A 24,330-nucleotide genomic window follows, 5' to 3' on the forward strand; every position below is an offset into this window, starting at 1 on the left:
CGCCCGCCACCACGATCTTCGCGCTGGTGGTTGAGCGGGCTGCACCGCCGCTAGAGCTTGCGAAGTCCACTGAGCACCCTTTCGAGCAGTGTCACGTCTGGCTGGCCACCGGCGGTCTCGTCGCCGCCGGGCTGATGGATGGCGACAAGTCCGGCCTCCGCCAGGTCGGCTACGAGGATCCGGGCGACGCCCAGAGGGATGGAGAGGAGCGCCGAGATCTCGGCGACCGATTTGATCTCGAAACAGAGCCGGCAGATCCGCTGGTGCTCGGGCAACTGCCCATGGAGCTGGGACGGATCGGCCGTCGTGCTGACCAGTGCCTCGATGGCGAGCTGGTACCGCGGCCTCGTCCGGCCGCCGGTCATGGCGTACGGACGGACCAACGGGTTGTGCGTATTCATGGCGGGAGCGGGCTGCTCCTGGCCGTGCCGCGGCGGTACCGGCTGGATACGGGGCCGCCGCGGCCGCTCGTACGGCTGCCGCTGAGGCGGTTCGTACGGCTGCTGCTGGGAATGGTAAGGCTGCTGCGGGCGTCCCGCGCCCTGCCCGGATACCTGACCGCTCGGCGCGGAGGGGAAGTTGAAGCGGTTCCGCGCATGCTCGCCCGGGGACCGCTGCACACCGTCGTAGTCATAGGGATGTCCGTCCGGGGGTGTAGCCACGTTTCCTCCTCCGACTGCCGGTCGCCGGGCCGATGCTGACGGGCCTGTGGGGCCGCGCCACCGCACCTTAATGGTGCGGTGGCGAGCAGCGCACTGTCTGTCAGTTGAGCAGACTTCCCTGGAGCTCGGCCCTCAGATCCGGGGTGAGGACCGTACCCGCCCGGTCGACCAGAAGGGCCATCTCGTATCCCACCAGGCCGATGTCGGCCTCCGGGTGGGCCAGGACGGCCAGGGAGGAACCGTCCGAGATGGACATGATGAAGAGGAAGCCCCGCTCCATCTCGACGACGGTCTGGTTGACCGCACCGCCTTCGAAGATCCGGGACGCCCCCGCGGTCAGCGAGGTCAGACCGGACGCCACGGCCGCGAGCTGATCGGCGCGGTCACGCGGGAAACCTTCGGACATGGCCAGCAGGAGTCCGTCGGCGGAGACCACCACCGTGTGGGACACCCCGGGGGTGTTGTCCACAAAGTTGGTGATCAACCAGTTCAGATTCTGCGCCGCCTGGCTCATCGGGCTCACACTAACGCTCCTGGTTGTAGGTACTACCCGGGCCATGGCCCGGTCCGTTCGTGTCCGCTCCCGCCTTGCGGCCCCGCTGGACGCCCTGCCGCAGGTTGCTCAACCTGCCGCGGATGTCCTCGGGGGCCCGGGAGACCTGGGTGCCGCCCTGCGGGGTCTGCTCGGCCGCTCCCTCGATCAGATTGGCCTTGGGTACCCGGCGGGGGAGACCGGACGAGGTGATTCCGCCCGCCTTGGGCTCACGGAGCTTCTCCGCCCGGTGCCAGCGCTCGTCGTTCCTCGAACGCCAGTCGTCCGAACCGGCCGCCTCGCTCCGCCCGTTGCCCTGAGCACCGCTGGGCCCGCCGCCAAGGCCGTCGCCGGGACCGTTCGACGGAGTCGGGGTGGCCGCCGGTGCGGACGGTCCGGCGTCCTGCCCCGTCGGCTGCCACTGCTGCTGTGGCGGCTGGCTGCCGCCCCGGCGCGGCAGACCCGCGTCCGTCAGTGTGTGACTGCTGCTCGGGGACGGGCCCGGACGGTCGAAGCCTACGCGGTCCTGAGCGATCTCGGGAGCGTCGGCGACAGATTCCGCTTCCGTTCGCCGCTCGGTCCCGTAGGTGTCCTGATACGTGCTCTGACCGGCCCACTCGTCCTGATGGGGCTGCGGGGCGAAGGCGTTCTCGTAGGACGCCTCGGGGCTCGGCGGCTCCGGGTGGACGGCCTCCGCGTACGGCTGGCCCTGGGGCTGCTGGTACGCGCCGTAGCCGGAGTCGGGTCCCGGGTATCCGGCGGCGGGGTCGACGGGCTGCTGGGGCGCGTACCCCTGCTCGTACGACGCCTCCTGGGGCACGTACTGGCCGTCGACCTCCTCGCGGTAGTGGCTGTCGGCCCTCTCGCCGAAGACGGGCTGTCCGTCGTCCGCGGGGCCGCCCAGGGCCGCCCGCCGCTCCTCACGCCTGAGTGTGCGGTTGACGGGGTCGAGGGCGCGGTCGCCGTCGGCCGGCCGGCCGGTCTGGTCCTCGTACCGCGAGTCGTCGAAGCCCAGTTCCGCGGCGGTCAGCATCGGGGCGGCGCTCTGGAAGACCGGCTCCTCGGCCGGGGCCCGCTGGTCCGGGATGAGCTGCGAGACGGTGAAGTCGTCGGCCGGAAGCGGTTCGCCGCCACCGCCGTGGGTGATCGCGTCCGGGAGCATCACCAGCGAGGTCGTACCCGCCTGCTCGCCCGAGGGGCGGAGCTGGACCCGGATACCGTGCCGGTCGGCGAGACGGCCGACCACGAAGAGCCCCATGCGCTGGGAGACGGTGGCGTCCACGGTCGGCGGGTTGGCCAGCTTGTGGTTGATGTCCGCGAAGTCCTCGGCGGTGAGGCCGATGCCCTTGTCGTGGATCTCGATCATCACCCGGCCGTCGGGCAGCCGGGTCGCGGTCACCCGGACCTTGGTCTGCGGCGAGGAGAACGTGGTGGCGTTCTCCAGCAGCTCGGCGAGCAGATGCACCAGGTCGGTCACCGACTGGCCGTGGATCTCGGTCTCGGGGACACCGGTCAGCTCGATACGCGCGTACGACTCCACCTCGGAGGAGGCGGCGCGGAGCACATCCACCAGCGGCACCGGCTGGTTCCAGCGGCGGCCCGGCTCCTCGCCCGCGAGGACGAGGAGGTTCTCGCCGTTGCGGCGCATACGGGTCGCGAGATGGTCCAGCCGGAAGAGACTCTCCAGCTGGTCCGGATCGCCCTCGCTGTTCTCCAGCTCGGAGATGAGGGTCAACTGCCCCTCGATCAGCGACTGGTTGCGGCGGGAGAGATTGGTGAAGATCGCATTGACGTTTCCGCGGAGCATCGCCTGCTCGGCGGCGAGCCGGACCGCCTCGCGGTGGACCTGGTCGAAGGCGCGGGCGACCTCGCCGATCTCGTCGCGGGAGTCGATCGGGATCGGCTGCACCCGGGTGTCGACCCGGCCGGGCTCGGCGCGGGAGAGCTGGTCGACCAGCATCGGCAGCCGCTGCTCGGCGATGCCGAAGGCGGCGGTGCGCAGCTCCCGCATCGAGCGGCTCATCTGCCGGGCCATCATCCCGGCCAGGACGAAGGCGGCCAGCAGGGCGATCACCACGATGGCGCCGTTGGTGACCGCGTCGTTCCTGGCGTTGTCCGAGATCTGGGCCGCGTCGGCCACGGCCTTGTCGACGAGGTCCTTCTCCAGGACCGTGTAGCCGTCGAACTTGGCGGTGGAGGCGGCCATCCAGGCCTGCGGCGTGACCCCGCGCTGCGCGAGCCGCTCGGGGCTGTCCCCGGTGGCGATCGCCGCCACCATGCCGTCCAGGACGGAGCCCTCCTGGCTCGGCGGGGCGGTGAAGTCCTCGCCCGCGGCGGCGGCCTGCTGCTGGGCCGCCGCGAGCTTCCTGGCTCCCTCGGCCGCCTTCTGCGTCATCACGTCCTGGAGCCTGACGGTGTCCTCCGCCGTGCCGCCGGAGACGTACTCGCCGACGGCGATGTCCTCCAGATAGGCGTACGAGGAGAACGCGACCGTCTGGCCGTTCCTGACGTCCTCCTTCTGGCTGGGCCGGACCAGGAGGTGCATCCCGATGGAGCGCTGGAGCGACTCGGCGGCCTTCGCGAGCTGGATCGCGTAGACGGTACGTCCGTAGCTGGTGATGTTGCCGGTGCCGAGCCCCAGCTCGTTGGCGAACTCCATGAGGGAGTGCTGCACCAGCACATAGCCCTCCTCGGTCGCCACGGGACCGCCCTTGCCACCGCTCTTGTCGGCGGTCTCGACGGCCTCGATGTACGCGCTCTTCCTGATGGCCACGAGCTTCGGCTCCTCGGCCCTGAACAGGCTGAGACGGCGCTCCAGACCCTGCTTGGCGGGCATGTCCCGGACCGCCACGTCGAACTTCTTCTTCGCGGCGTCGGTGGCGGCGCGGGCCTGGACGACGACCGGTGCCTCGCTGTCGCCGGTCAGCAGCGGCTGAGCGGTGAGATCACGCTCGTCGAGCAGCGCCTGGCCGTACTCCGAGGCGGCCCGCACGACCAGCGCCGTGCGCTCGGCGTCCTGCGCCTCCTGCCAGGTGTCGATGGAGGCCTTGACCTGGAAGCCGCCCATCACGAGACCGACCAGCACGGGGATGAGGAGAATGGCGTTCAGCCGGGTGGGCACCCGCCAGTTCCGTGGCGAGAGCGGGCTGGTGCTGCCGGTGCTGCTGCCTGTGCTGCCGGGTGCCGGCGGTGAGCCGGTGGTGGCGGCGGCAGGCGGCACCGCTGCGCGCGGCGGCGGGGTGAAGTTGCCCCGCGCCTGCTGCTCCGCGGAGCTCGTCTTGCTTCGCCTCACTCGACCAACAACCTCTCGGCGTCGGCACCTACGTTTGTGCCGTGTTCTGTTCAGGGCCGTACTTCGGGAGTTGTCGAATTGCAGCACGAGGACAGGTCCCATTCCAAACAGCAGGAATCAGCCATTCCGAGTGGTCCAAGCCTCACGTAAAACGGGCATAAAGAACGAGCCCCGCCAAAAGACGGGGCTGACGTGAGCGCAGCGGCACCGGGCGAGTGCGTCGGGTGTCCGGAGTCCGTGAATTCTCTGTCGAAATGTTATGAACATGGAGGCGGGCTGTGTCGAAGGACATAGCCCGCCTCCAGTGGTTCCTACGGCAACTGCCGTACGCGGACGTCTACTTGAGTCGTGCCATGAGGGCGTGTTCGACGAGGGTGATGAGTCCGCTTTTGGCGTCGGCGCGGTGGCGTGCGTCGGTGGTGATGATGGGGGTGTCGGGGCCGATCTGGAGTGCTTCGCGTACTTCGTCGGGGGTGTAGGGCTGGTGTCCGTCGAAGCCGTTGAGGGCGATGACGAAGGGGAGTCCTGAGTTTTCGAAGTAGTCGACGGCGGGGAAGCAGTCGGCGAGGCGGCGGGTGTCGACGAGGACGACGGCGCCGATGGCGCCGCGGACGAGGTCGTCCCACATGAACCAGAAGCGGTCCTGTCCGGGGGTGCCGAAGAGGTAGAGGATGAGGTCTTGGTCGAGGGTGATGCGTCCGAAGTCCATGGCCACGGTGGTGGTGGTCTTGTCTCCGGTGTGGGTGAGGTCGTCGATGCCTGCGGAGGCGCTGGTCATGACGGCTTCGGTACGCAGCGGGTTGATCTCCGAGACGGCGCCGACGAACGTGGTCTTGCCCACGCCGAAGCCGCCCGCCACCACGATCTTCGCGCTGGTGGTTGAGCGGGCTGCACCGCCGCTAGAGCTTGCGAAGTCCACTGAGCACCCTTTCGAGCAGTGTCACATCCGGCGTGCCGCCGGCCTCTCCATTGCCCGGCTGATGGATCGCCACCATGCCGGCCTCCGCCAGGTCGGCCACGAGAATGCGGGCGACGCCGAGCGGCATCGTCAGCAGGGCCGACACCTCCGCCACCGACTTGACCTCACGGCACAGGTGGCAGATCCGCTGGTGCTCGGGGAGCAGGGTGGCGAGATGCGCCGGGTCTGCTGTCGTACTGACCAGCGCCTCGATGGCGAGCTGGTACCGCGGCCTCGTCCGGCCGCCGGTCATGGCGTACGGACGGACCAGCGGCTGATCGCCCTCAGATCCGTACGACGCGTCCATTGAGGCGCCGTACGGATCGTGAGAGGCGGGTGGCGGGGTCATGAATCCTCCGGGCGTGACAGCAAGATGTCTGCGTGCCGTCTGACTTGGCCGGTGGGGGGCCGGTTTGGCGGCCTGACGGTGATGGAGCTGGGGCGGTGCCTGGGGAGCCTCAGTGCAGCAGGCTTCCCTGGAGCTCGGCGCGCAGGTCCGGCGTGAGGACCGTACCGGCGCGATCGACCAGGAGGGCCATCTCATACCCCACCAGGCCGATGTCGCACTCGGGGTGGGCGAGCACGGCCAGGGAGGAACCGTCCGAGACGGACATGAGGAAGAGGAAACCACGCTCCATCTCGACGACGGTCTGGTTGACCGGGCCGCCTTCGAAGATCCGGGACGCCCCCGCGGTCAGCGAGGTCAGACCGGACGCCACGGCCGCGAGCTGATCGGCGCGGTCACGGGGGAAGCCCTCGGACATGGCCAGCAGAAGTCCGTCCGCGGAGACCACCACCGTGTGGGACACCCCGGGGGTGTTGTCCACGAAGTTGGTGATCAACCAGTTCAGATTCTGCGCAGCCTGACTCATCGGACTCAACTAACGCTCCTGCTGGTGAGAGGTGCCGAGGTTGAAGCTGCCGGTCGCCGGGCCGGTGTTGCCCGCCTGACGACCCTGCTGAATACCCCGACGGAGATTGGTCAGCCGGCCGCGTACGTCAGCGGGCGCACGCGAGACCTGCGGACCGGCCTGGTTGTTCTGTTCCTGCGCGGTACCGGGCACCAGGTTGGCACGCGGCACCCGGCGCGGCAGGCCGGAGGTGGTGATACCGCCGGCCTGGGGCTTCTTGACCCGCTCGGCCTGGCGTACCAGCTCGTCGTTGGGTGACGTGCGCCAGGACGAGGTGACGCCCGCGCCGCCCCCGCCCGAACCGTTGGCACCGTCGAGACCGGGGAAGCCCGAACCGTTGGTGCCTGAGCCCTGGGAGGGCTCGCGCCGCGGGATCGGATCCCGCCGCGACTGCTGAGGCTGCTGTGCGTGGGGCTGCTGCTGTGTGTGCGGTGCCTGGTACTGCTGGCCGCCGCCCTGCTGCGAACCGTGACCGTGGAACCAGTTGGTCTCCAGGTTGTCGTACAGCGGGGTGCGGCCGTCACCGGGACCGGCCGGCGGCAGCGCCTCGGGCTGCGGCTGCGGCGGCAGACCCGGCGGACGGTAACCGCCCTGCGGGGCGGACGCCGGGGGCCGCGGAGCGTTGAAGTCCTGCTGACCGTTGTAGTCCCGCTGCGGAGCGTTGTACTCCGGCGGGGTACGGAAGTCGGACTGGGCGCCGTAGTTCTGCGGGGAGTTGTACCCCGCCGGGGCGTTGAAGTCCGGACGGGGGAACTGGGCCGTGGCCGCCGCGTCCTGCGGGCCGCCGCGTCCGGTGTTCAGGTCGGGCCGGGGCCCGTCGAAGTCCGGGCGCTGGAACTCGGCCGTGGAGCCGGGTCCCTGCTGCTGCTCGCCCGGCGGCCGGACGTACAGACCGGAGGAGTCGTGCTCCTCGTGGCCGCGCGGGACGTCCAGCGAGGGACGCTGACCGGACTGCTGGTCACTGCCCCAGCTGGTGGTCTGCGGGCGCTGCGGCTGCGGGTTGCCACCGGGCAGTTCGGCGCGCGGTCCGCCGGGCGGCGGGAGCTGCCGGCCGCGGTCGGGGGCGCCGCCCTGCTGGAAGGCGTTCTGGGCACGTCCGCTGAAGCCGTTCTGGCCACCGCCCTGACCGGACCTGGCGCCCGGTGCGGGCTGGCCGTTCTGGCCGGCCGGGGCGCCGGGGTGGTCCGCCCAGCCCTGGCCCTGGTTGCCCTGAGCCTGACCGCCGCCCTGGCCCTGGGCGCCGCCCTGGCCCTGACCCTGGCCCTGGGACGGACCGTTGAACGCGTTCTGGCTGAAAATGCTGGACTGTCCCGAGCCCTGTCCCTGTCCCTGGCCTTGCCGCTGCGGGTCCTGCGGTCCGCCCTGCGGGCCGCCCGAGCCGTCACGGGACGGCAGCGCCGCACGCGGGCTCGCGCCCGTGAGCAGACCGGCGCCACCGCCGGGGCCCGCGGCGATACCGGGACGGGCGCCACCGGCCGCACCGGGACCGCCGGTCAGCTGGCCGCCCGCGGCGGGGGCCTGGCCCGCGCCGTTCTGGCCGCCGGGACCGCCGACCGCTCCGGGCCTGCCCGCGGGCGCCTTCTTGCCGCCGTGCGCGACATCGACCGGCAGCATGACCAGGGCGGTCGTACCACCGGAGTCGGAGGGGCGGAGCTGAATCCTGATGCCGTGGCGCAGGGACAGCCGGCCGACCACGAACAGACCCATGCGGCGCGACACCGAGACATCCACGGTGGGCGGCGACGCGAGCCGCTCGTTGATCGCCGCGAGATCCTCGGGCGACAGGCCGATACCGGTGTCGTGGATCTCGACGAGCACCCGTCCGTCGGGCAGGGCGTGACCGGTGACCCGGACCTTCGTCTGCGGCGAGGAGAACGACGTCGCGTTCTCCAGCAGCTCGGCGAGCAGGTGCACGAGGTCGTTGACGACACGTCCGGCGACCTCGGTCGCGGGGACCGAGGCCAGTTCGATGCGCTCGTACTGCTCCACCTCGGAGGCGGCGGCACGGAGGACGTCGACCAGCGGGACGGGCCTGGTCCACCGGCGGCCCGGCTCCTCACCCGCGAGGACGAGGAGGTTCTCGCCGTTACGGCGCATACGGGTCGCGAGGTGGTCCAGCTTGAACAGCGAGGAGAGCTGGTCCGGGTCGGCCTCACGGGACTCGAGTTCCGAGATCAGGGAGAGCTGACGCTGGATGAGGCCCTGGCTGCGGCGTGAGAGGTTGGTGAACATCGCGTTGACGTTGCCCCGCAGCAGAGCCTGCTCGGCGGCGAGGCGGACCGCCTCGCGGTGCACGTCGTCGAAGGCCGCGGCGACCTTTCCGATCTCGTCCCTGGAGTGCACACCGACCGACTCGACGGAGGTGTCGACATCCTGCGGGTCCGACTCGGAGAGCTGCTTGACCAGCTCGGGCAGCCGGTCCTGGGCGACCCTGGTCGCCGTGTCCTGGAGCCGGCGCAGCGAGCGGATCATGGACCGGGCCACCACGAAGGCGCCGACCAGCGAGACACCCAGCACCAGCAGGATGACCGCACCGTTGATGAACGCGTCGCGCTGCGACTGGTCACGCAGTTCGCGGGCCTTGCCCTCCATCTCGCCCAGCAGCGTGGCCTCGATGGTCTTCATCGCGTTGATCCGGGTGGACGCCTGGTCGGTCCAGTCCAGATACGAGCGGTTGGGCTGCTGCGCCATACCGTCCGGAGTGCCCAGCACCCGCTCGGCGTACTTCTTGGCCTGCGCGATCTCGGGGTTGCCGTTGCCGTTGAGCGGAGCCATCAGCTCCTCGGCGTCGCCGCCCATGGACTCGTACAGCGAGCTGAACGAGGTGAGGGCGTTCTGCTCCTTGGTCGCCGCGGCCAGACCGTAGAGGCGGTCGCTGTCGGTGAGCTTGCCCTTGGTCCGCAGATCGGCCGGCAGCGCGGCGGCGATGATCGCCCGCTGGATGGAGGCGTACTCCTTGGCGGACGAGAAGGCGGCCAGCGCACGGGTCCGCTTGATCATGTCCGGGTTGCTGGTTGCCTGTGCCATGTCCTGGGAGAGGCTCAGCAGCGAGTCGATCAGTCCGCTGTACGCGTCGACGGTCAGCGAGTCCGACGCCGACGTGTACGCGCCCTTGCGGATGTCGTTGATCTTGTTGACCTGGGTGGCGATCTGGTTGACGTTGGAGCGGATGCTCTCCAGCGCCTCGTCGCCGTCGGTGTTGCCGATGGCGACCGTGGCGTCGAGGAAGGCCTCCTTCGCGCGGTTGGTCTTGGCGCGGCGGTCCTTGACCTTGTACTCGCTGGGCGATGTGCCGTTGGTGAGCGGACCTGCCGACTCGTCACGTTCCGCCTGGAGCGCGGCGGCGAGGCTGGTCGCCTCCTTGGTCATCTTCGTCAGCAGCTGCATGTGTTCCAGCTGCTGCATGTCGTTCAGCGACTGGTTGATACGGAGCCCGCCCAGCGAGGTCGCGGCGACCACCGGCAGGGTCAGCAGCGCCACCAGGCGAGTGCTGATGCGCCAGTTGCGCAGCGCCATCCGTGATCCGACGTCGCCCGGCACCGAGTTGGACAGGGCCGGGGGCACGGCCGAAGCCCCGCCACCACCGCCCCCTGCCGTTCCCGTGGACCCGCCTCTGCCGCCACTCTCCCCCGAGGGTGCCGGGCCCGGGTTCTGGGTGTGCTGGGGCGAGGAGCCGCGGTCGGTTCCGCCGCGGGGCTCCTGCTCCGCCGCGGCACTGCTATCCCTCTTGAAACGTCCCTGCACTAGCGTCGCAACCTCTGGACCAGGCGCCCCTCCGCGAACGGCGGGGCGGTGTCGGCGTCTTGGGGGCAGAACGCTCCCCATGGTGGTCGTGAGTGACCGGCGCTGCTCCCCTTCCCCGCCGCCACTCGGCGCTGCGTTGCGCCCCTGTGCGCCGGCTTGTAAACCCGCGGCGGTGGGGGGAATTCCAGCACAGTGCAGGATCTCCAACAAGGGCCGTGGGGTGGCGAGTGGCTTGAATGACGCGGTGTGAGCGCCGTATCACCAGCCGTAGAAATGGTTCACGGAGGAAACGGACTTTTATTGACGAGCCGCTTACGGGTGGGGGGTGTCCCAGTCCGGATGATCAGGAGCGGAATGTAACGTTCAGTAACGCAATGTCCGTTTCCATGACCATCATATGATCGTCGATCGCTGACCGTAATGGGGGAAATGCCCGGCGAGTCGTGAGCAAACTCACATGGAGATCGCTGATGGATCCCGGCTTCGGCGGGGAATCGGATGTTTAGCCTGGCGCTTTACAGAGACGGCACATCCGACAAGTGGCGCCCCGGCGCCCGTACTCCCGACAAGGTCTGACACCACAGATGAAGACGACGATGATGTTCCGCACCACCGCCAACCCCCGGCGCACCACGCTGGCGCATCTGAAGGACGCCGAGGAACTGGCTCCCGCGGAACGGCAGGAACACCCCGTCGCCCTGCCGAACCGGACCGCCAACCCCCGTCGTACGACTCTCATGGACGCACCCATCGCGCCGTAGGTTCCCGAGCGGCGCGATCATTGATCCACTTCTGCCCGCACTGTAGTACGTGAGGTGGCCGCCCCCGGTACACGAGGCGGCCACCTCACGCGTGAGAGGGCCGGCGGCCGTCGCGGGACGGCCACCACGCGCCCCGCGCTAGCCTGGAGCGTCAGTCTCCAGCAGTACGAGCAAGCAAGCAGAGGGGCGGCAGCATCCCGTGCGCATCGCCAGATTCTCCATCGACGGCAATGTCGCCTTCGGCGCGGTCGAGGGCGAAGGCAGCGACCCCGCCGGCCTTGTCCTCGACATCATCAAGGGCATCCCGTACGCCGACTTCGAACTCTCCGGCACCAAGGTCCCGCTGAGCAAGGTGCGCCTCCTGCCGCCCGTGATCGGCAACAAGATCCTGGGCCTCGGCCGCAACTACGCGGACCACGCCAAGGAACTGGGCAACGCGGTCCCCGAGGTCCCCGTGGTCTTCCTCAAGCCCACCACCTCGCTGATCGGCACCGGCGACGCGATCGAGTACCCCGCCTTCTCCGACGAGGTGCACTACGAGGCCGAACTGGCCGTCGTCATCGGCCGGATGTGCCGCGAGGTCCCGCGCGACCGCGTCAAGGACGTGATCTTCGGCTACACCTGCGCCAATGACGTCACGGCCCGCGACGCCCAGCGCGCCGAGAACCAGTGGGCGCGGGCCAAGGGCTTCGACACCTCGTGCCCGCTCGGCCCCTGGGTGGAGACCGAGCTCGATCCCTCGGACCTCACCATCCAGTGCACCGTCAACGGCGAACAGCGCCAACTCGGCCGGACGAGCGACATGATCCGCTCCGTCGAGGACATGATCGTGCACATCACCGAGGCCATGACGCTGCTCCCGGGCGATGTCATCCTCACGGGCACCCCCGCCGGGGTCGGCCCCCTCAGCGTCGGCGACGAGGTCGCCGTCACCATCGAAGGCATCGGCACTCTCACCAACAAGGTGATCAAGCGTGGCTAACGGACCCGTCCGTGTACGTTTCTGTCCCTCGCCGACCGGCAACCCCCATGTGGGCCTGGTCCGCACCGCGCTGTTCAACTGGGCGTTCGCCCGGCACAGCGGCGGCACCCTGGTCTTCCGTATCGAGGACACCGACGCGGCGCGCGACTCCGAGGAGTCGTACGGGCAGCTCCTCGACTCGCTGCGCTGGCTCGGGCTCGACTGGGACGAGGGCCCCGAGGTGGGCGGGCCGCACGCGCCGTACCGGCAGTCGCAGCGGATGGATCTCTACCGCGACACCGCGGAGAAGCTGCTCGCGGCGGGGCACGCGTACCACTGCTACTGCACCACCGAGGAGCTGGACGCCCGCCGCGACGCGGCCCGCGCGGCCGGCCGCCCTTCGGGGTACGACGGCCACTGCCGCGATCTGACCGAGGAGCGGAAGGCGGCGTACGAGGCGGAGGGGCGCACCTCCATCGTCCGCTTCCGGATGCCCGACGAGCCGGTCACCTTCACGGACCTGGTCCGCGGCGAGCTGACCTTCACCCCGGAGAACGTCCCGGACTACGGCATCGTCCGCGCCAACGGCGCCCCGCTCTACACGCTCGTCAACCCGGTCGACGACGCGCTGATGGAGATCACCCACGTCCTGCGCGGTGAGGACCTGCTCTCCTCCACCCCGCGCCAGATCGCGCTCTACAAGGCGCTGATCGAGCTGGGCATCGCCAAGGACATCCCGGCGTTCGGGCATCTCCCCTATGTGATGGGCGAGGGCAACAAGAAGCTTTCCAAGCGTGACCCGCAGTCGTCGCTGAACCTCTACCGGGAGCGCGGGTTCCTCCCCGAGGGGCTGCTCAACTACCTGTCCCTGCTGGGCTGGTCGCTCGCCGCGGACCGCGACATCTTCACGATGGACGAGATGGTCGCCGCGTTCGACATCGCGGACGTCAACGCCAATCCGGCCCGCTTCGACCTGAAGAAGGCCGAGGCGATCAACGCGGACCACATCCGGCTGCTGGACGTGAAGACGTTCACCGAGGCGTGCGGACCCTGGCTGAGGGCGCCGTACGCGCCGTGGCCGCCGGAGTCCTTCGACGCGGCGGCCTTCGAGGCGCTGGCCCCGCTGGCCCAGACCCGGCTCACGGTGCTCTCGGACATCACCGCCAATGTCGACTTCCTCTTCCTGGCCGAGCCGGTGGCGGACGAGGCGTCCTGGGCGAAGGCGATGAAGCCGGGCACGGACGCCCTGCTGGAGACCGCCCGTACGAAGATCGCCGAGGCGGAGTGGAACACGGAGTCCCTCAAGAACGCGGTGCTCGCGGCCGGTGAGGAGCACGGCCTCAAACTGGGCAAGGCCCAGGCCCCGGTCCGGGTCGCGGTCACGGGCCGCACGGTGGGCCTGCCGCTCTTCGAGTCGCTGGAACTCCTCGGCCGCGACCGCACCCTGTCCCGTATCGACACGGCCCTGGCGAAACTGCGGGCCTGACGGCCGGGGGCCGGGGGCGAGGACGCCCCGGGCCCCCCGGCCCGCGGCCGGCGCGGGTACCGTCTGCGGTATGCCTATTCGTGCCGTGGTCTGGGACATCGACGACACGCTCTTCGACTACACCGGCGCGGACCGCGTCGCCCTGCGGAGCCATCTCGCCGCCGAGGGGCTGGGCGACCGCTACGGCTCCGTCGACCAGGCACTCGCGCGCTGGCGGGAGATCACCGATCAGCACTGGGGGCGGTTCGCCGCGGGGGAGACGGACTTCCAGGGGCAGCGGCGCGACCGGGTCCGTTCCTTTCTCGGCGCGGAGGTGGGCGACACCGAGGCGGACGGCTGGTTCGAGCGGTACGCCGTTCATTTCGAAGCCGCCTGGACGCTGTTTCCCGACAGTGTCGCCGTGCTCGACCGGCTCGCGCCCGACTACCGGCAGGCCGTCCTGTCGAATTCCAGCCTCCGCAACCAGGACCGGAAGCTGCGTGCCCTGGGGGTGCGCGATCACTTCGAGACCGTCCTCTGCGCCGCTGAGCTGGGCGTTTCCAAGCCCGACGCCGCGGCCTTCCATGCCGCCTGCGACGCCCTCGCGCTGGATCCGCACGAAGTGGCGTACGTGGGCAATGAGCCGGACATCGACGCGGGCGGCGCCGTCGCCGCGGGACTCGCCGGGGTCTGGCTGGACCGGGACGGGCGCGGGGGGCGTCCTGAGCTGGTACGGATCACCGATCTCGGCCAGCTTCCGGGCCTGCTGCGCGGCGATACCCGTTTTGGAGCCGTGTCCGCGATCGGGTAATGTTCTTCCTGCGCCGCCCGGGAGGGCCGAGAGGTCCGGCCGGAGAGCGCAAGCCAAATAAGCCCCCGTATGGGGGTTGAGTTTTGGTGGGCTATGGTGTAATTGGCAGCACGACGGTTTCTGGTTCCGTTAGTCTAGGTTCGAGTCCTGGTAGCCCAGCGCAGATGTTCTCTGCAACGCCCCCGTTGTGTAGCGGCCTAGCACGCTGCCCTCTCACGGCAGTAGCGCCGGTTCGAATCCGGTCGGGGGTACAGATCCTTCTCTCCGATGTCTTCGGGTCGCACCCGGACACGTCGATGCAGGATCGCTAGGGCCCCCGTTGTGTAGCGGCCTAGCACGCTGCCCTCTCACGGCAGTAGCGCCGGTTCGAATCCGGTCGGGGGTACGGGTCCGAGAGGACTGAACCACCATGGGCTATGGTGTAATTGGCAACACGACGGTTTCTGGTTCCGTTGTTCTAGGTTCGAGTCCTGGTAGCCCAGCGCAGGATTGTCTGCAATGCCCCCGTTGTGTAGCGGCCTAGCACGCTGCCCTCTCACGGCAGTAGCGCCGGTTCGAATCCGGTCGGGGGTACACACAAGGAAGGCCCTTCGTACGCGAAGGGCCTTCCGGCGTTCTCCCCCTCGACCGCCGCGATCGATCAACCGCCGCCGTCGAAGGGCCTGTTGGACTCCTCCGTCCCGCCTGTGCCACCGCCGCCGCCTCGGTCCGTCCGTTCCCTTCCCGGCTCGAACCGCTCCACCATGTCCAGGTCCTCGACGCCGAGTTCACCGGCGGCACGGGATCCGGCGCCCGGCCCGGACGCGGGGAGGGGGCCTCAGCCCGTGCGGCGCAGCGCCTCGCTCAGCCGGCCCGCGGCGTCGATGACGGCCTGGGCGTGCATACGGCCCGGATGCCGGGTGAGCCGCTCGATCGGTCCGGATACGGACACGGCCGCGACCACGCGGTTCGACGGACCGCGCACGGGCGCCGAGACCGAGGCCACGCCCGGCTCGCGCTCACCGATCGACTGGGCCCAGCCCCTGCGCCGTACGCCCGAGAGCGCCGTCGCCGTGAAGCGGGCCCCCTGGAGACCGCGGTGCAACCGCTCCGGTTCTTCCCAGGCCATCAGGATCTGGGCGGAGGAACCCGCCTTCATCGTCAGGGTGGAGCCGACCGGGACCGTGTCCCGCAGCCCCGAGAGCCGCTCGGCGGCGGCCACGCATATCCGCATGTCACCCTGCCTGCGGTAGAGCTGCGCGCTCTCGCCGGTCACATCCCGTAGATGGGTGAGTACAGGTCCCGCCGTGGCCAGCAGCCGGTCCTCGCCGGCGGCGGCGGCCAGCTCCGCCAGCCGCGGGCCCAGAATGAACCTGCCCTGCATGTCCCTCGCCACCATCCGGTGGTGTTCCAGTGCCACGGCCAGCCGGTGGGCCGTGGGACGTGCGAGCCCGGTCGCCGCGACCAGTCCGGCGAGGGTGGCCGGACCGGACTCCAGAGCGCTCAGTACCAGAGCAGCCTTGTCGAGAACGCCGACGCCGCTAGAGTTGTCCATGAAACGATACTTGCGTCTCACTCTGTGAAACGCAAGTTCAATTTCCGGGGGAACTTGCCAACCTGTATGTACGGCCCGCGGACCACGGGTCTTCAGCCGGCGTCCGGATATGTGGGGACCGGACGCGGGCCGACATATCTCTAGGAGCGCCGGACACGACGGACCGGCCGGAGGGAAAGCGATGGGTAGGACACTCGCGGAGAAGGTCTGGGACGACCATGTCGTCCGGCGCGCAGAGGGCGAGCCCGACCTCCTCTTCATCGATCTGCACCTGCTGCACGAGGTGACCAGTCCCCAGGCGTTCGACGGCCTCCGGAAGAGCGGCCGGCCGGTCCGGCGGCTCGACCTCACCATCGCGACCGAGGACCACAACACCCCGACCATCGACATCGACAAGCCCATCGCCGACCCGGTCTCGCGGGTCCAGCTGGAGACGCTCCGCAGGAACTGCGCCGACTTCGGCGTGCGGCTGCACCCGCTGGGCGATGTCGAGCAGGGCGTCGTCCATGTCGTGGGTCCGCAGCTCGGGCTGACCCAGCCCGGCACCACCGTCGTCTGCGGTGACAGCCACACCTCCACGCACGGCGCCTTCGGCGCCCTGGCGTTCGGGATCGGCACCAGCCAGGTCGAGCATGTCCTGGCCACCCAGACCCTGCCGCTGGCCCGCCCCAGGACCATGGCCATCACGATCGAGGGCGAACTCCCCGACGGCGTCACCGCCAAGGACCTGATCCTCGCCATCATCGCCAGGATCGGCACCGGCGGCGGCCAGGGCTACATCCTCGAATACCGCGGCTCCGCCGTCGAGAAGCTCTCGATGGAGGCCCGGATGACCATCTGCAACATGTCCATCGAGGCCGGGGCACGGGCGGGCATGATCGCCCCCGACGAGACCACCTTCGCCTATCTCAAGGGCCGCGACCACGCGCCCGAGGGCGAGGACTGGGACGCGGCGGTCGCGTACTGGACGACGCTGCGCACCGACGACGACGCGGTCTTCGACGCCGAGGTCTTCATCGAGGCCGCGGAACTGGCCCCCTTCGTCACTTGGGGCACCAACCCGGGCCAGGGCGCGCCGCTCTCCGCACAGGTCCCCGACCCGGCTTCGTACGAGGACGCCTCGGAGCGCCACGCCGCGGAAAGGGCCCTGGAGTACATGGGGTTGACCGCGGGACAGGCGCTGCGCGACATCAATGTCGACACCGTCTTCGTAGGTTCCTGCACCAACGGGCGTATCGAGGACCTGCGGTCGGCGGCCTCGGTGCTGGGCGGCCGCAAAGTCGCCGACGGCGTACGGATGCTGGTGGTCCCCGGTTCGGTACGGGTCGCCCTCCAGGCCGTCGAGGAGGGCCTGGACAAGGTCTTCACCGCCGCCGGCGCGGAGTGGCGGCACGCGGGCTGCTCGATGTGCCTGGGTATGAACCCCGACCAACTCGCACCTGGCGAGCGCTCGGCGTCCACCTCCAACCGCAACTTCGAGGGCAGGCAGGGCAAGGGCGGGCGTACCCATCTGGTCTCCCCCCAGGTCGCCGCCGCCACCGCCGTGCTGGGCCATCTCGCCTCGCCGGCCGATCTGTCCGACGCCGATGCCGGCGCCCGCACGCCCGCTGGAGCGCGATAACCATGGAAGCCTTCACCACCCACACCGGCCGCGCCGTACCGCTGCGCCGCGGCAATGTCGACACCGACCAGATCATCCCGGCGCACTGGCTCAAGAAGGTCACCCGCGACGGGTTCGAGGACGGGCTGTTCGAGGCCTGGCGCAAGGACCCGGCGTTCGTCCTCAACCAGTCCGTGTACACCGGAGCGACCGTGCTGGTCGCGGGCCCCGACTTCGGTACCGGGTCCTCCCGTGAACACGCCGTCTGGGCGCTCCAGAACTACGGTTTCAAGGCCGTGATCTCCTCCCGGTTCGCCGATATCTTCCGCGGCAACTCGCTCAAGAACGGCCTGCTGACCGTGGTTCTGGAGCAGCCGGTCGTCGACGCCCTCTGGGAGATCGCGGAGAGCGACCCCGAGGCCGAGATCACCGTGGATCTCCAGACACGCCAGGTCAGGGCCCCCGGTCCCGACGGGGCCGGGCTGACGGCCGATTTCGAGCTGGACGAGAACGCCCGCTGGCGGCTGCTGAACGGTCTCGACGACATCAGTCTCACCCTTCAGAACGAAGCGGACATCGCCGCCTACGAGGCCGCCAGGCCGTCCTTCAAACCACGCACAATTACCGCCTGAGCAGCGCTTTTCCCCTACTGCACCCCCTGCCTCCCGGCAGGGGGTGCAGTTGCTTGTTGAGCCCCCCTCGGGCGACAACTCGCCCCAGATGGCACAATCGGTGCATGGAACGCGACAGCCAACTCAAGCTCTACGGGTTAGTCGCCGAACAACTGAAGGAAGCGCACACAAGGGTGCGCGCGCTGCAAGTCCCGGAGGGCGTACGGATGGCGCTCTCGCGGAAGCTGCTGGTCATCACGGCCGCGGCGAAACACGATCTCCCGGACGCGGCAAGGCGTCTGGAGCGCTTGATGAAGGACCTCGACGAGGGTCGTTTCCCCGAAGGTGAGTGACCTCCGCGGATCTCCGCCAGGTCGACTTCGTTGCGGCACTAGGGTGATTAGCCCGTTTCGTGTTTGATTTGCGGTATATATCTGCCTAACGTGCGAAAAAGCTTGAACACTTTCGTTCTGGCAATGTCTCCGAAGGGGAAGACGTGAACAAGGCGCAGCTCGTAGAAGCGATTGCGGACAAGGTCGGCGGCCGTCAGCAGGCCGCGGACGCGGTCGACGCGGTACTGGACGCCATCGTCCGCGCGGTCGTCGCAGGCGACCGGGTCTCGGTCACCGGGTTCGGCTCGTTCGAGAAGGTCGACCGCCCGGCGCGCTACGCCCGTAACCCGCAGACGGGTGAGCGCGTGCGGGTCAAGAAGACCTCGGTGCCGCGCTTCCGCGCCGGTCAGGGCTTCAAGGACCTGGTCAGCGGCTCGAAGAAGCTTCCCAAGAACGACGTGGCCGTCAAGAAGGCCCCCAAGGGCAGCCTCTCGGGCGGTGTTTCCGCCCGGACGACCGTGAAGGCCGCGGCCAAGAAGGCCACCGCCAAGACGGCCGCCGCCCGCAAGACCGCGGTCAAGAAGACCGCGGCGGTGAAGAAGACGGCCGCGAAGAAGACCACGGCCGCCAAGAAGACGGCCGCGAAGAAGACCACGGCGGCGAAGAAGACCGCCAAGAAGGCCACGGCCACGGCCAAGAAGGCCACCGCGAAGAAGACCGCGCCGGCCAAGAAGGCGACGGCCAAGAAGGCCCCCGCCAGGAAGGCCGCCTCGCGGACCACCACCGCGAAGAAGACCGTCGCCAGGGGGCAGTGAGCGGTACAGGGCCACACGCGCCGGGCCGGGCTCCTTCCGGGGAGCCCGGCCCGCGGCGTTGTGCGAGATCACTGAGATGTACGGGCCGTTCAGGACCCGGGCGGAACGAGTCCCGGCCGGGGCTCAGAACGTGTACAGCGTCACCAGCGTGACGCGGCGGTCGGCGCCCTTGCCCTCGGTCTCGATCCGCACGCGCTGACCGGCACGGAGCAACCGCAGCCCGCCCGCGTCGAACGCCGAGGAGCCGAACTCCAGCGGGGTGCCGTCGTCCAGCAGCACGCTCCCGCTGCGGGTTTCGGGGTCGTAGGTGTACGAAGTGGCCTGCATGGCGGCAGCGTATCGGTCGCCGGCGCGGCTCAATGCCCCGGCCGCCGCGCGGGGAGCGGCCCGTGCGCCGCGTACCGCGGGGCCGTGTACGGGCCGAGCCCCAGCTCCGCGGCCACCCGCAGATCGGCACCCGTATCCACATCCCGCCGTACGGAATCCACCCCGGCCAGGACAATTTCCACCGCCCCCGAGGACAAATGCCGGAGCCGGGACGGACCGCCGAAAGCCGGATTCAATTCCGTGCCCGGCGCCGCCGCCAGCAATGTCGTACCGATTTCGGCGGCATCCGTCAGAAAAGCACGTGGAAATGGTTCCGCCGCCGCCAGTACCCGGGCCAGCTCCGCGGGCCGCAGCGCCGGCAGATCCGCGTTGAGCGCGGCCACCGCGGCCCGGGGACGGTGTGTCCTGACCACCCGCGCGCCATGCGCCAGCGCCGCGTTGAGACCGTCCCCCGGCGCATCCGGCACGATGCGCGCTCCCAGCGCTCCCAGCTCGGCCGCCGCCGTGGGATCGTCCGTGACGACCGCCACATCCCGGACGGCGGTGCAGGCCAGCGCCGCGGCCACGGTGTCCTGCGCGAAGGCGAGAGCGAGCCGGGGCCGCAGCACGTCGCCCGCGGTTCCGGCGAGCCTGCTCTTGGCCAGCCGCAGCGGTTTCAGCGGAACGACCAGCGACCAGCGCCCGGTCGGGTCGGTGTCCGTGGCGAAGTCTCCGTCCATGTGTATCGGCCCTCTATTGTGGCCCGGCACCGTGACGACCCGCAGGGCCGCTCCAGGAACCGGGGCGTACGGTGTTCTCGACAGAGCAGGGGCCCGGGGCGACACTTGACCCCCGGCAGCCGGGCAAAGAGCCGGGCGCGAAAAGGAAGGTGTCCGAGTGTCCCGCCGCAGAATCGGCTTCTGGTACCGCCTGGCGGCCGTCATCGCAAAACCGCCGCTGGTCGTTCTGTTCAAGCGGGACTGGCAGGGCCTGGAGCACATTCCGGCCGACGGTGGATTCATCACCGCGGTCAACCACAACTCCTATCTGGACCCCCTCTCCTACGCGCACTTCCAGTACAACACCGGACGCGTCCCACGATTCCTGGCCAAGGCGGGCCTCTTCCAGGGCTCCTTTGTCGGCATGATGCTCCGCGGCACCGGACAGATTCCCGTCTACCGCGAGACGACCGACGCGATGAACGCCTTCCGGGCCGCCGTCGCCGCCATCGAGCGCGGCGAATGCGTCGCCTTCTACCCCGAGGGCACCCTCACCCGTGACCCCGACATGTGGCCGATGACCGGCAAGACCGGTGCCGCCCGCGTCGCGCTGCTCACCAAGGCTCCCGTCATTCCCGTCGCCCAGTGGGGCGCCAATCTGGCGATGCCGCCGTACGCCAAGGAGAACCGCCTCCGGCTCTTTCCGCGCAAGACGCTGAAGGTGCTGGCCGGACCGCCGGTGGATCTCTCCCGGTTCGACGGCCAGGAGCCCACCCCTGAACTGCTCCGTGAGGCGACCGAGGTCATCATGGCCGCCATCACGGAACTGCTCTCCGAGGTACGCGGAGAGCCGGTGCCCACGGCCCTGTACGACCATCGCAGGGTCAGGGCGGAACAGCGGCGCAAGGCCGCGGAAGAGGGGTCCAAGTGACGCGGGTCGCGGTCTTCGCAGCGGGTTCATGGGGTACGGCGTTCGCCATGATCCTCGCCGACGCGGGATGCGAGGTGACGCTCTGGGGGCGCCGCCGTGAAGTCGTGGACGCGATCAACACCACCCGGACCAACCCCGACTATCTGCCGGGCTTCGAACTCCCCGCCGGGGTACGGGCGACGACCGACCCCGCGGAGGCCGCCGACGGCGCCGAGTTCACGGTACTCACCGTGCCCTCGCAGACACTGCGCGGAAATCTCGCCGTGTGGGCGCCCGTCCTGCCCTCGGACACCGTGCTCGTCTCCCTGATGAAGGGGGTCGAACTCGGCACGGCGAAGCGGATGAGCGAGGTGATCGAAGAGGTCGCCAAGGCGCCCGCCGAGCGGGTCGCGGTGGTCACGGGCCCCAATCTCGCCAAGGAGATCGCCGGCCGCATGCCGGCCGCCGCCGTTGTCGCCTGCCAGGACGAGAGCGTCGCCCAGCGGCTCCAGGCCGCCTGCCACACCCCGTACTTCCGCCCGTACACCAACACCGATGTCGTCGGCTGCGAACTCGGCGGAGCGGTCAAGAACGTGATCGGGCTCGCCGTCGGGATCGCCGACGGCATGGGCCTCGGCGACAACACCAAGGCCTCCCTGATGACCCGGGGGCTCGCCGAGACCACCCGGCTCGGTCTCGCCATGGGCGCCGACCCGCACACCTTCTCCGGTCTGGCCGGCATGGGCGACCTGATCGCCACCTGCTCCTCGCCGCTCTCCCGCAACCACACCTTCGGCACCAATCTCGGCCGGGGGATGACCCTCCAGGAGACCATCGCGGTCACCAAGCAGACCGCGGAGGGCGTCAAGTCCTGCGAGTCCGTGCTCGATCTGGCCCGGCGCCACGCCGTCGACATGCCGCTCACGGAAACGGTCGTGGACATCGTCCACAACGGGAAACCGCCGCTTGTCGCGCTGAAGGAGCTGATGTCGCGCAGCGCCAAGCCCGAGCGGCTCTGACTCGGCCGCGACCCACGCTGACTCGGGCGCTACCAACAGGTACGCTCATCGCGATATGAGCAGCGAGAACTCCTCCCAGAGCCCTGAGCAGCAGCTCCGCAAGCCGCGCGTGGCCGTCGTCTTCGGCGGCCGTAGCTCCGAGCACGCCATTTCGGTGGTCACGGCCGGAGCCGTACTGCGGTCCATCGACCGTACGAAGTACGACGTCCTGCCCATCGGTATCACCACCGACGGGCGCTGGGCGCTGACCGCCGACGACCCCGAGCGGATGGCCATCGCCGACCGGACGCTGCCGAGCGTCGACCAGATCGCCGAATCCACGGACGGCGGTGTCGTCCTCTCCGTCGACCCGGGCAACCGCGAGGTCGTCTACAGCGAGCCGGGCTCCGTGCCCAAGGCGCTGGGCGAGGTCGATGTCGTCTTCCCCGTACTGCACGGTCCCTACGGTGAGGACGGCACCCTCCAGGGTCTGCTGGAACTCTCCGGTGTGCCGTATGTCGGCGCGGGTGTGCTCGCCTCGGCCGTCGGACAGGACAAGGAGTACATGAAGCGGGTGTTCACCTCGTTCGGGCTGCCCGTCGGCCCGTATCTGGTGATCAGGCCCCGCGAATGGGAGCAGGTCTCCGGCGACGGAACCGCCGCCAGGGGCGCCGCCGCCCGCGCGAAGATCGTGGACTTCGCCGCCGAGCACGGCTGGCCGCTCTTCGTGAAGCCCGCCCGCGCCGGCTCCTCCATGGGCATCACCAAGGTCGACGACCCCTCGGGTCTCGACGAGGCGATCGCCGAGGCGCGGCGCCACGACCCCAAGATCCTGGTCGAGTCGCTGCTGCGCGGGCGCGAGATCGAGTGCGGGGTGCTGGAGTTCGAGGACGGGCCGCGGGCCAGCGTGCCCGCTGAGATCCCGCCGGTCACGGCGCACGACTTCTACGACTTCGAGGCCAAGTACATCGACTCGGCCACCGGACTGGTGCCCGCGCCGCTCACCGAGGAGCAGACGGCCGAGGTGCGGCGGCTCGCGGTCGAGGCGTTCGAGGCCGCGTCCTGCGAGGGGCTGGTCCGCGCGGACTTCTTCCTCACCGAGGACGGCGAGTTCGTCATCAACGAGATCAACACGATGCCCGGCTTCACACCGATCTCCATGTACCCGCGGATGTGGCAGGAGAGCGGTGTGGGCTACCCGGAGCTGATCGACCGGCTGATCCAGGCGGCCCTGCGCCGTCCGACGGGTCTGCGCTGAGCACCGTCTCTCTCCGCGCCCGCTCCGTTACGCCCGGCTCCGGATCCTGTCTCCCGCCGTCCGCCCAGTGGACGGACGGCGGGAGACAGGATTTACGCGTCTAGAGACTTGACGGGATCGTCTTCGCGACCGGTGCGGCGAGCCGGGCGAGCGGGGTGGAGTCATGCGCGAACCGCGCGTCCAGGGTGACTTCCACATAGGTGTCGCGGTACGTGGTGGTGAAGCGCGGTCCCGAGTCGCGTTCCTCCAGCATCCAGTTGACGCCGTCCGCCTCCACCGCCTTCGCCTGGGGATCACTCATCGCGTCGGGCCGGGGGACGCCGCAGCGCATGACGATCGCGGCGTCCCCCCACCCGGCGGTCAGTTCGGAACGCGGCTCGGGATCGTTCCTGTCGAGGTCACCGATGCTCTCCGGCAGCTCCTTGTGCAGCGCACGGCACAGCACGGCCTCTCCCGGGGACGGGGTGGGGACCGCGACCGACACCGCCGCGTTCGTGGCGGAACAGCCCGCCGCTGCCGACAACAGGACGACGGCGGACGCGCGGGCGAGCAGACGGCCGGATAGCCTGCGGCGGGAACGTATCACCGGCCAAGGGTAAACGGGGGGCAGGGTCTTTCGTTTGGATCTGGCTGGGTGAGGGAGCGGGGGCTGGTGCCGTGGATCGCAAGGCGGAGGAGGGAGCCCACGCGGAGCGTAGGCGACCGACGACAACGCGGCGAGGCGCGGTGCCAGCCCCCGCGAGCCCCAGCAAGATCCAAACGAGAGGCCCTAGAGATGCACGACCGGGCAGGTCAGGGTGCGGGTGATGCCGTCCACTTGCTGGATCTTGGCCACCACCATGCGGCCCAGCTCATCGACGGTGTCCGCCTGAGCGCGCACGATCACATCGTAGGGACCGGTGACGTCCTCGGCCTGGGTCACTCCCGGAATCTTGGCGATGGTCTCGGCGACGGTCGTCGCCTTGCCCACCTCGGTCTGAATAAGGATGTACGCCTGTACCACGGAACCTCCAGGGCGGCCACGAGGATCATGTGGGGAGAAGAGACGCCACGGTATCGCGTCGTCGCGGGCCACGGGGAGACCTGGGCGTCCGGCGGCGCGCGGGGGGTGGCGCGCGGCAGACAGAAGTTGACGTATCTCATGACGCCA

At 69.7% G+C, this 24,330-nt stretch carries 23 protein-coding genes, 5 tRNA genes and 1 pseudogene; 16 read left to right on the forward strand and 13 right to left on the reverse strand.

Annotated features, from left to right (window positions below):
* The 8 genes and pseudogenes from ACWGDX_RS16615 to ACWGDX_RS16650 form a co-directional block, all read right to left on the reverse strand.
* A pseudogene (locus tag ACWGDX_RS16615) lies at nt 1–70 on the reverse strand (ATP-binding protein); the annotation flags it as partial.
* The gene (locus ACWGDX_RS16620) at nt 51–662 is read right to left on the reverse strand and encodes a DUF742 domain-containing protein (RefSeq protein WP_453626201.1); all 612 of its coding nucleotides are present in this window, start codon (nt 660–662) and stop codon (nt 51–53) included. The gene ACWGDX_RS16620 and the pseudogene ACWGDX_RS16615, both read right to left, overlap by 20 nt.
* A 100-nt stretch (nt 663–762) precedes the next feature.
* Nucleotides 763–1,176 (reverse strand): roadblock/LC7 domain-containing protein, encoded by a 414-nt coding sequence (locus tag ACWGDX_RS16625; RefSeq protein ID WP_026057603.1) that lies wholly within the window; start codon nt 1,174–1,176, stop codon nt 763–765.
* Between the two features lie 10 nt (nt 1,177–1,186).
* The gene (locus tag ACWGDX_RS16630) at nt 1,187–4,486 is read right to left on the reverse strand and encodes a nitrate- and nitrite sensing domain-containing protein (RefSeq protein ID WP_453626203.1); all 3,300 of its coding nucleotides are present in this window, start codon (nt 4,484–4,486) and stop codon (nt 1,187–1,189) included.
* A 337-nt stretch (nt 4,487–4,823) separates the two neighbouring features.
* Entirely contained in the window at nt 4,824–5,405 is a 582-nt protein-coding gene (locus tag ACWGDX_RS16635; RefSeq protein WP_189282429.1) for a GTP-binding protein, read from the reverse strand.
* Nucleotides 5,386–5,793: a DUF742 domain-containing protein gene (locus ACWGDX_RS16640; RefSeq protein ID WP_114621845.1), complete on the reverse strand. Its 408-nt coding sequence runs from the start codon at nt 5,791–5,793 to the stop codon at nt 5,386–5,388. The genes ACWGDX_RS16635 and ACWGDX_RS16640 overlap by 20 nt, the downstream gene beginning before the upstream one ends.
* Nucleotides 5,794–5,902: 109 nt before the next feature.
* Nucleotides 5,903–6,316: a roadblock/LC7 domain-containing protein gene (locus ACWGDX_RS16645; RefSeq protein ID WP_030351794.1), complete on the reverse strand. Its 414-nt coding sequence runs from the start codon at nt 6,314–6,316 to the stop codon at nt 5,903–5,905.
* A 9-nt stretch (nt 6,317–6,325) separates the two neighbouring features.
* The gene (locus tag ACWGDX_RS16650) at nt 6,326–10,099 is read right to left on the reverse strand and encodes a nitrate- and nitrite sensing domain-containing protein (RefSeq protein WP_453626206.1); all 3,774 of its coding nucleotides are present in this window, start codon (nt 10,097–10,099) and stop codon (nt 6,326–6,328) included.
* Between the two features lie 584 nt (nt 10,100–10,683).
* Here ACWGDX_RS16650 and ACWGDX_RS16655 point away from each other — a divergent pair.
* The 9 genes from ACWGDX_RS16655 to ACWGDX_RS16695 all read left to right on the forward strand — a co-directional run bounded on the left by ACWGDX_RS16655 (nt 10,684) and on the right by ACWGDX_RS16695 (nt 14,670).
* The gene (locus tag ACWGDX_RS16655) at nt 10,684–10,860 is read left to right on the forward strand and encodes a hypothetical protein (protein WP_453626208.1); all 177 of its coding nucleotides are present in this window, start codon (nt 10,684–10,686) and stop codon (nt 10,858–10,860) included.
* 199 nt (nt 10,861–11,059) lie between these two features.
* Nucleotides 11,060–11,842, forward strand: a complete 783-nt coding sequence (locus ACWGDX_RS16660; protein ID WP_453626210.1) for a fumarylacetoacetate hydrolase family protein — start codon at nt 11,060–11,062, stop codon at nt 11,840–11,842.
* A complete protein-coding gene (gene gltX / locus ACWGDX_RS16665) occupies nt 11,835–13,307 on the forward strand; it encodes a glutamate--tRNA ligase (protein ID WP_453626212.1) in 1,473 nt (490 codons plus the stop codon). Before ACWGDX_RS16660 ends, gltX begins: the two co-directional genes overlap by 8 nt.
* 70 nt (nt 13,308–13,377) lie before the next feature.
* Nucleotides 13,378–14,097, forward strand: coding sequence for an HAD family hydrolase (locus ACWGDX_RS16670; protein ID WP_453626214.1), 720 nt, complete (start codon nt 13,378–13,380; stop codon nt 14,095–14,097).
* Between the two features lie 87 nt (nt 14,098–14,184).
* Nucleotides 14,185–14,256: transfer RNA gene (locus ACWGDX_RS16675), tRNA-Gln, on the forward strand.
* Between the two features lie 19 nt (nt 14,257–14,275).
* A tRNA-Glu gene (locus ACWGDX_RS16680) sits at nt 14,276–14,348 on the forward strand.
* Nucleotides 14,349–14,409: 61 nt separating this feature from the next.
* A tRNA-Glu gene (locus ACWGDX_RS16685) sits at nt 14,410–14,482 on the forward strand.
* A gap of 25 nt (nt 14,483–14,507) precedes the next feature.
* A tRNA-Gln gene (locus ACWGDX_RS16690) sits at nt 14,508–14,579 on the forward strand.
* An 18-nt stretch (nt 14,580–14,597) separates the two neighbouring features.
* Nucleotides 14,598–14,670, forward strand: a tRNA-Glu gene (locus ACWGDX_RS16695).
* A 244-nt stretch (nt 14,671–14,914) separates the two neighbouring features.
* Here ACWGDX_RS16695 and ndgR read toward each other — a convergent pair.
* A complete protein-coding gene (ndgR, locus tag ACWGDX_RS16700; protein ID WP_010984119.1) occupies nt 14,915–15,631 on the reverse strand; it encodes an IclR family transcriptional regulator NdgR in 717 nt (238 codons plus the stop codon).
* A 181-nt stretch (nt 15,632–15,812) separates the two neighbouring features.
* Here ndgR and leuC point away from each other — a divergent pair, with 181 nt between their 5' ends.
* From leuC to ACWGDX_RS16720, 4 genes are all read left to right on the forward strand, one after another.
* Entirely contained in the window at nt 15,813–17,252 is a 1,440-nt protein-coding gene (gene leuC / locus ACWGDX_RS16705) for a 3-isopropylmalate dehydratase large subunit (RefSeq protein WP_453626216.1), read from the forward strand.
* A gap of 2 nt (nt 17,253–17,254) precedes the next feature.
* Nucleotides 17,255–17,863 (forward strand): 3-isopropylmalate dehydratase small subunit, encoded by a 609-nt coding sequence (gene leuD, locus ACWGDX_RS16710; protein ID WP_453626218.1) that lies wholly within the window; start codon nt 17,255–17,257, stop codon nt 17,861–17,863.
* A gap of 104 nt (nt 17,864–17,967) precedes the next feature.
* Complete coding sequence (locus tag ACWGDX_RS16715) at nt 17,968–18,195, forward strand: SCO5555 family protein (protein ID WP_363084574.1); 228 nt, start codon at nt 17,968–17,970, stop codon at nt 18,193–18,195.
* Between the two features lie 143 nt (nt 18,196–18,338).
* Nucleotides 18,339–18,989 (forward strand): HU family DNA-binding protein, encoded by a 651-nt coding sequence (locus ACWGDX_RS16720; protein WP_453626220.1) that lies wholly within the window; start codon nt 18,339–18,341, stop codon nt 18,987–18,989.
* Nucleotides 18,990–19,112: 123 nt separating this feature from the next.
* Here ACWGDX_RS16720 and ACWGDX_RS16725 read toward each other — a convergent pair whose 3' ends face one another.
* Nucleotides 19,113–19,316, reverse strand: coding sequence for a hypothetical protein (locus ACWGDX_RS16725; protein ID WP_453626222.1), 204 nt, complete (start codon nt 19,314–19,316; stop codon nt 19,113–19,115).
* 29 nt (nt 19,317–19,345) lie between these two features.
* Complete coding sequence (cofC, locus tag ACWGDX_RS16730) at nt 19,346–20,035, reverse strand: 2-phospho-L-lactate guanylyltransferase (RefSeq protein ID WP_453626224.1); 690 nt, start codon at nt 20,033–20,035, stop codon at nt 19,346–19,348.
* Nucleotides 20,036–20,192: 157 nt separating this feature from the next.
* Here cofC and ACWGDX_RS16735 point away from each other — a divergent pair, with 157 nt between their 5' ends.
* The 3 genes from ACWGDX_RS16735 to ACWGDX_RS16745 are packed head-to-tail and all read left to right on the forward strand — an operon-like array spanning nt 20,193 to nt 23,180.
* A complete protein-coding gene (locus tag ACWGDX_RS16735; protein WP_453626225.1) occupies nt 20,193–20,945 on the forward strand; it encodes a lysophospholipid acyltransferase family protein in 753 nt (250 codons plus the stop codon).
* Nucleotides 20,942–21,943, forward strand: a complete 1,002-nt coding sequence (locus ACWGDX_RS16740; RefSeq protein ID WP_453626227.1) for an NAD(P)H-dependent glycerol-3-phosphate dehydrogenase — start codon at nt 20,942–20,944, stop codon at nt 21,941–21,943. Before ACWGDX_RS16735 ends, ACWGDX_RS16740 begins: the two co-directional genes overlap by 4 nt.
* Before the next feature lie 55 nt (nt 21,944–21,998).
* Nucleotides 21,999–23,180: a D-alanine--D-alanine ligase family protein gene (locus tag ACWGDX_RS16745; RefSeq protein ID WP_453626229.1), complete on the forward strand. Its 1,182-nt coding sequence runs from the start codon at nt 21,999–22,001 to the stop codon at nt 23,178–23,180.
* 100 nt (nt 23,181–23,280) lie between these two features.
* Here ACWGDX_RS16745 and ACWGDX_RS16750 read toward each other — a convergent pair whose 3' ends face one another.
* Entirely contained in the window at nt 23,281–23,766 is a 486-nt protein-coding gene (locus ACWGDX_RS16750; RefSeq protein ID WP_453626231.1) for a DUF3515 domain-containing protein, read from the reverse strand.
* 183 nt (nt 23,767–23,949) lie between these two features.
* Entirely contained in the window at nt 23,950–24,183 is a 234-nt protein-coding gene (locus ACWGDX_RS16755) for an Lrp/AsnC family transcriptional regulator (RefSeq protein WP_046495896.1), read from the reverse strand.
* Nucleotides 24,184–24,330 lie beyond the last annotated feature (147 nt).

It is taken from the genome of Streptomyces sp. NPDC055025 (assembly GCF_053608565.1).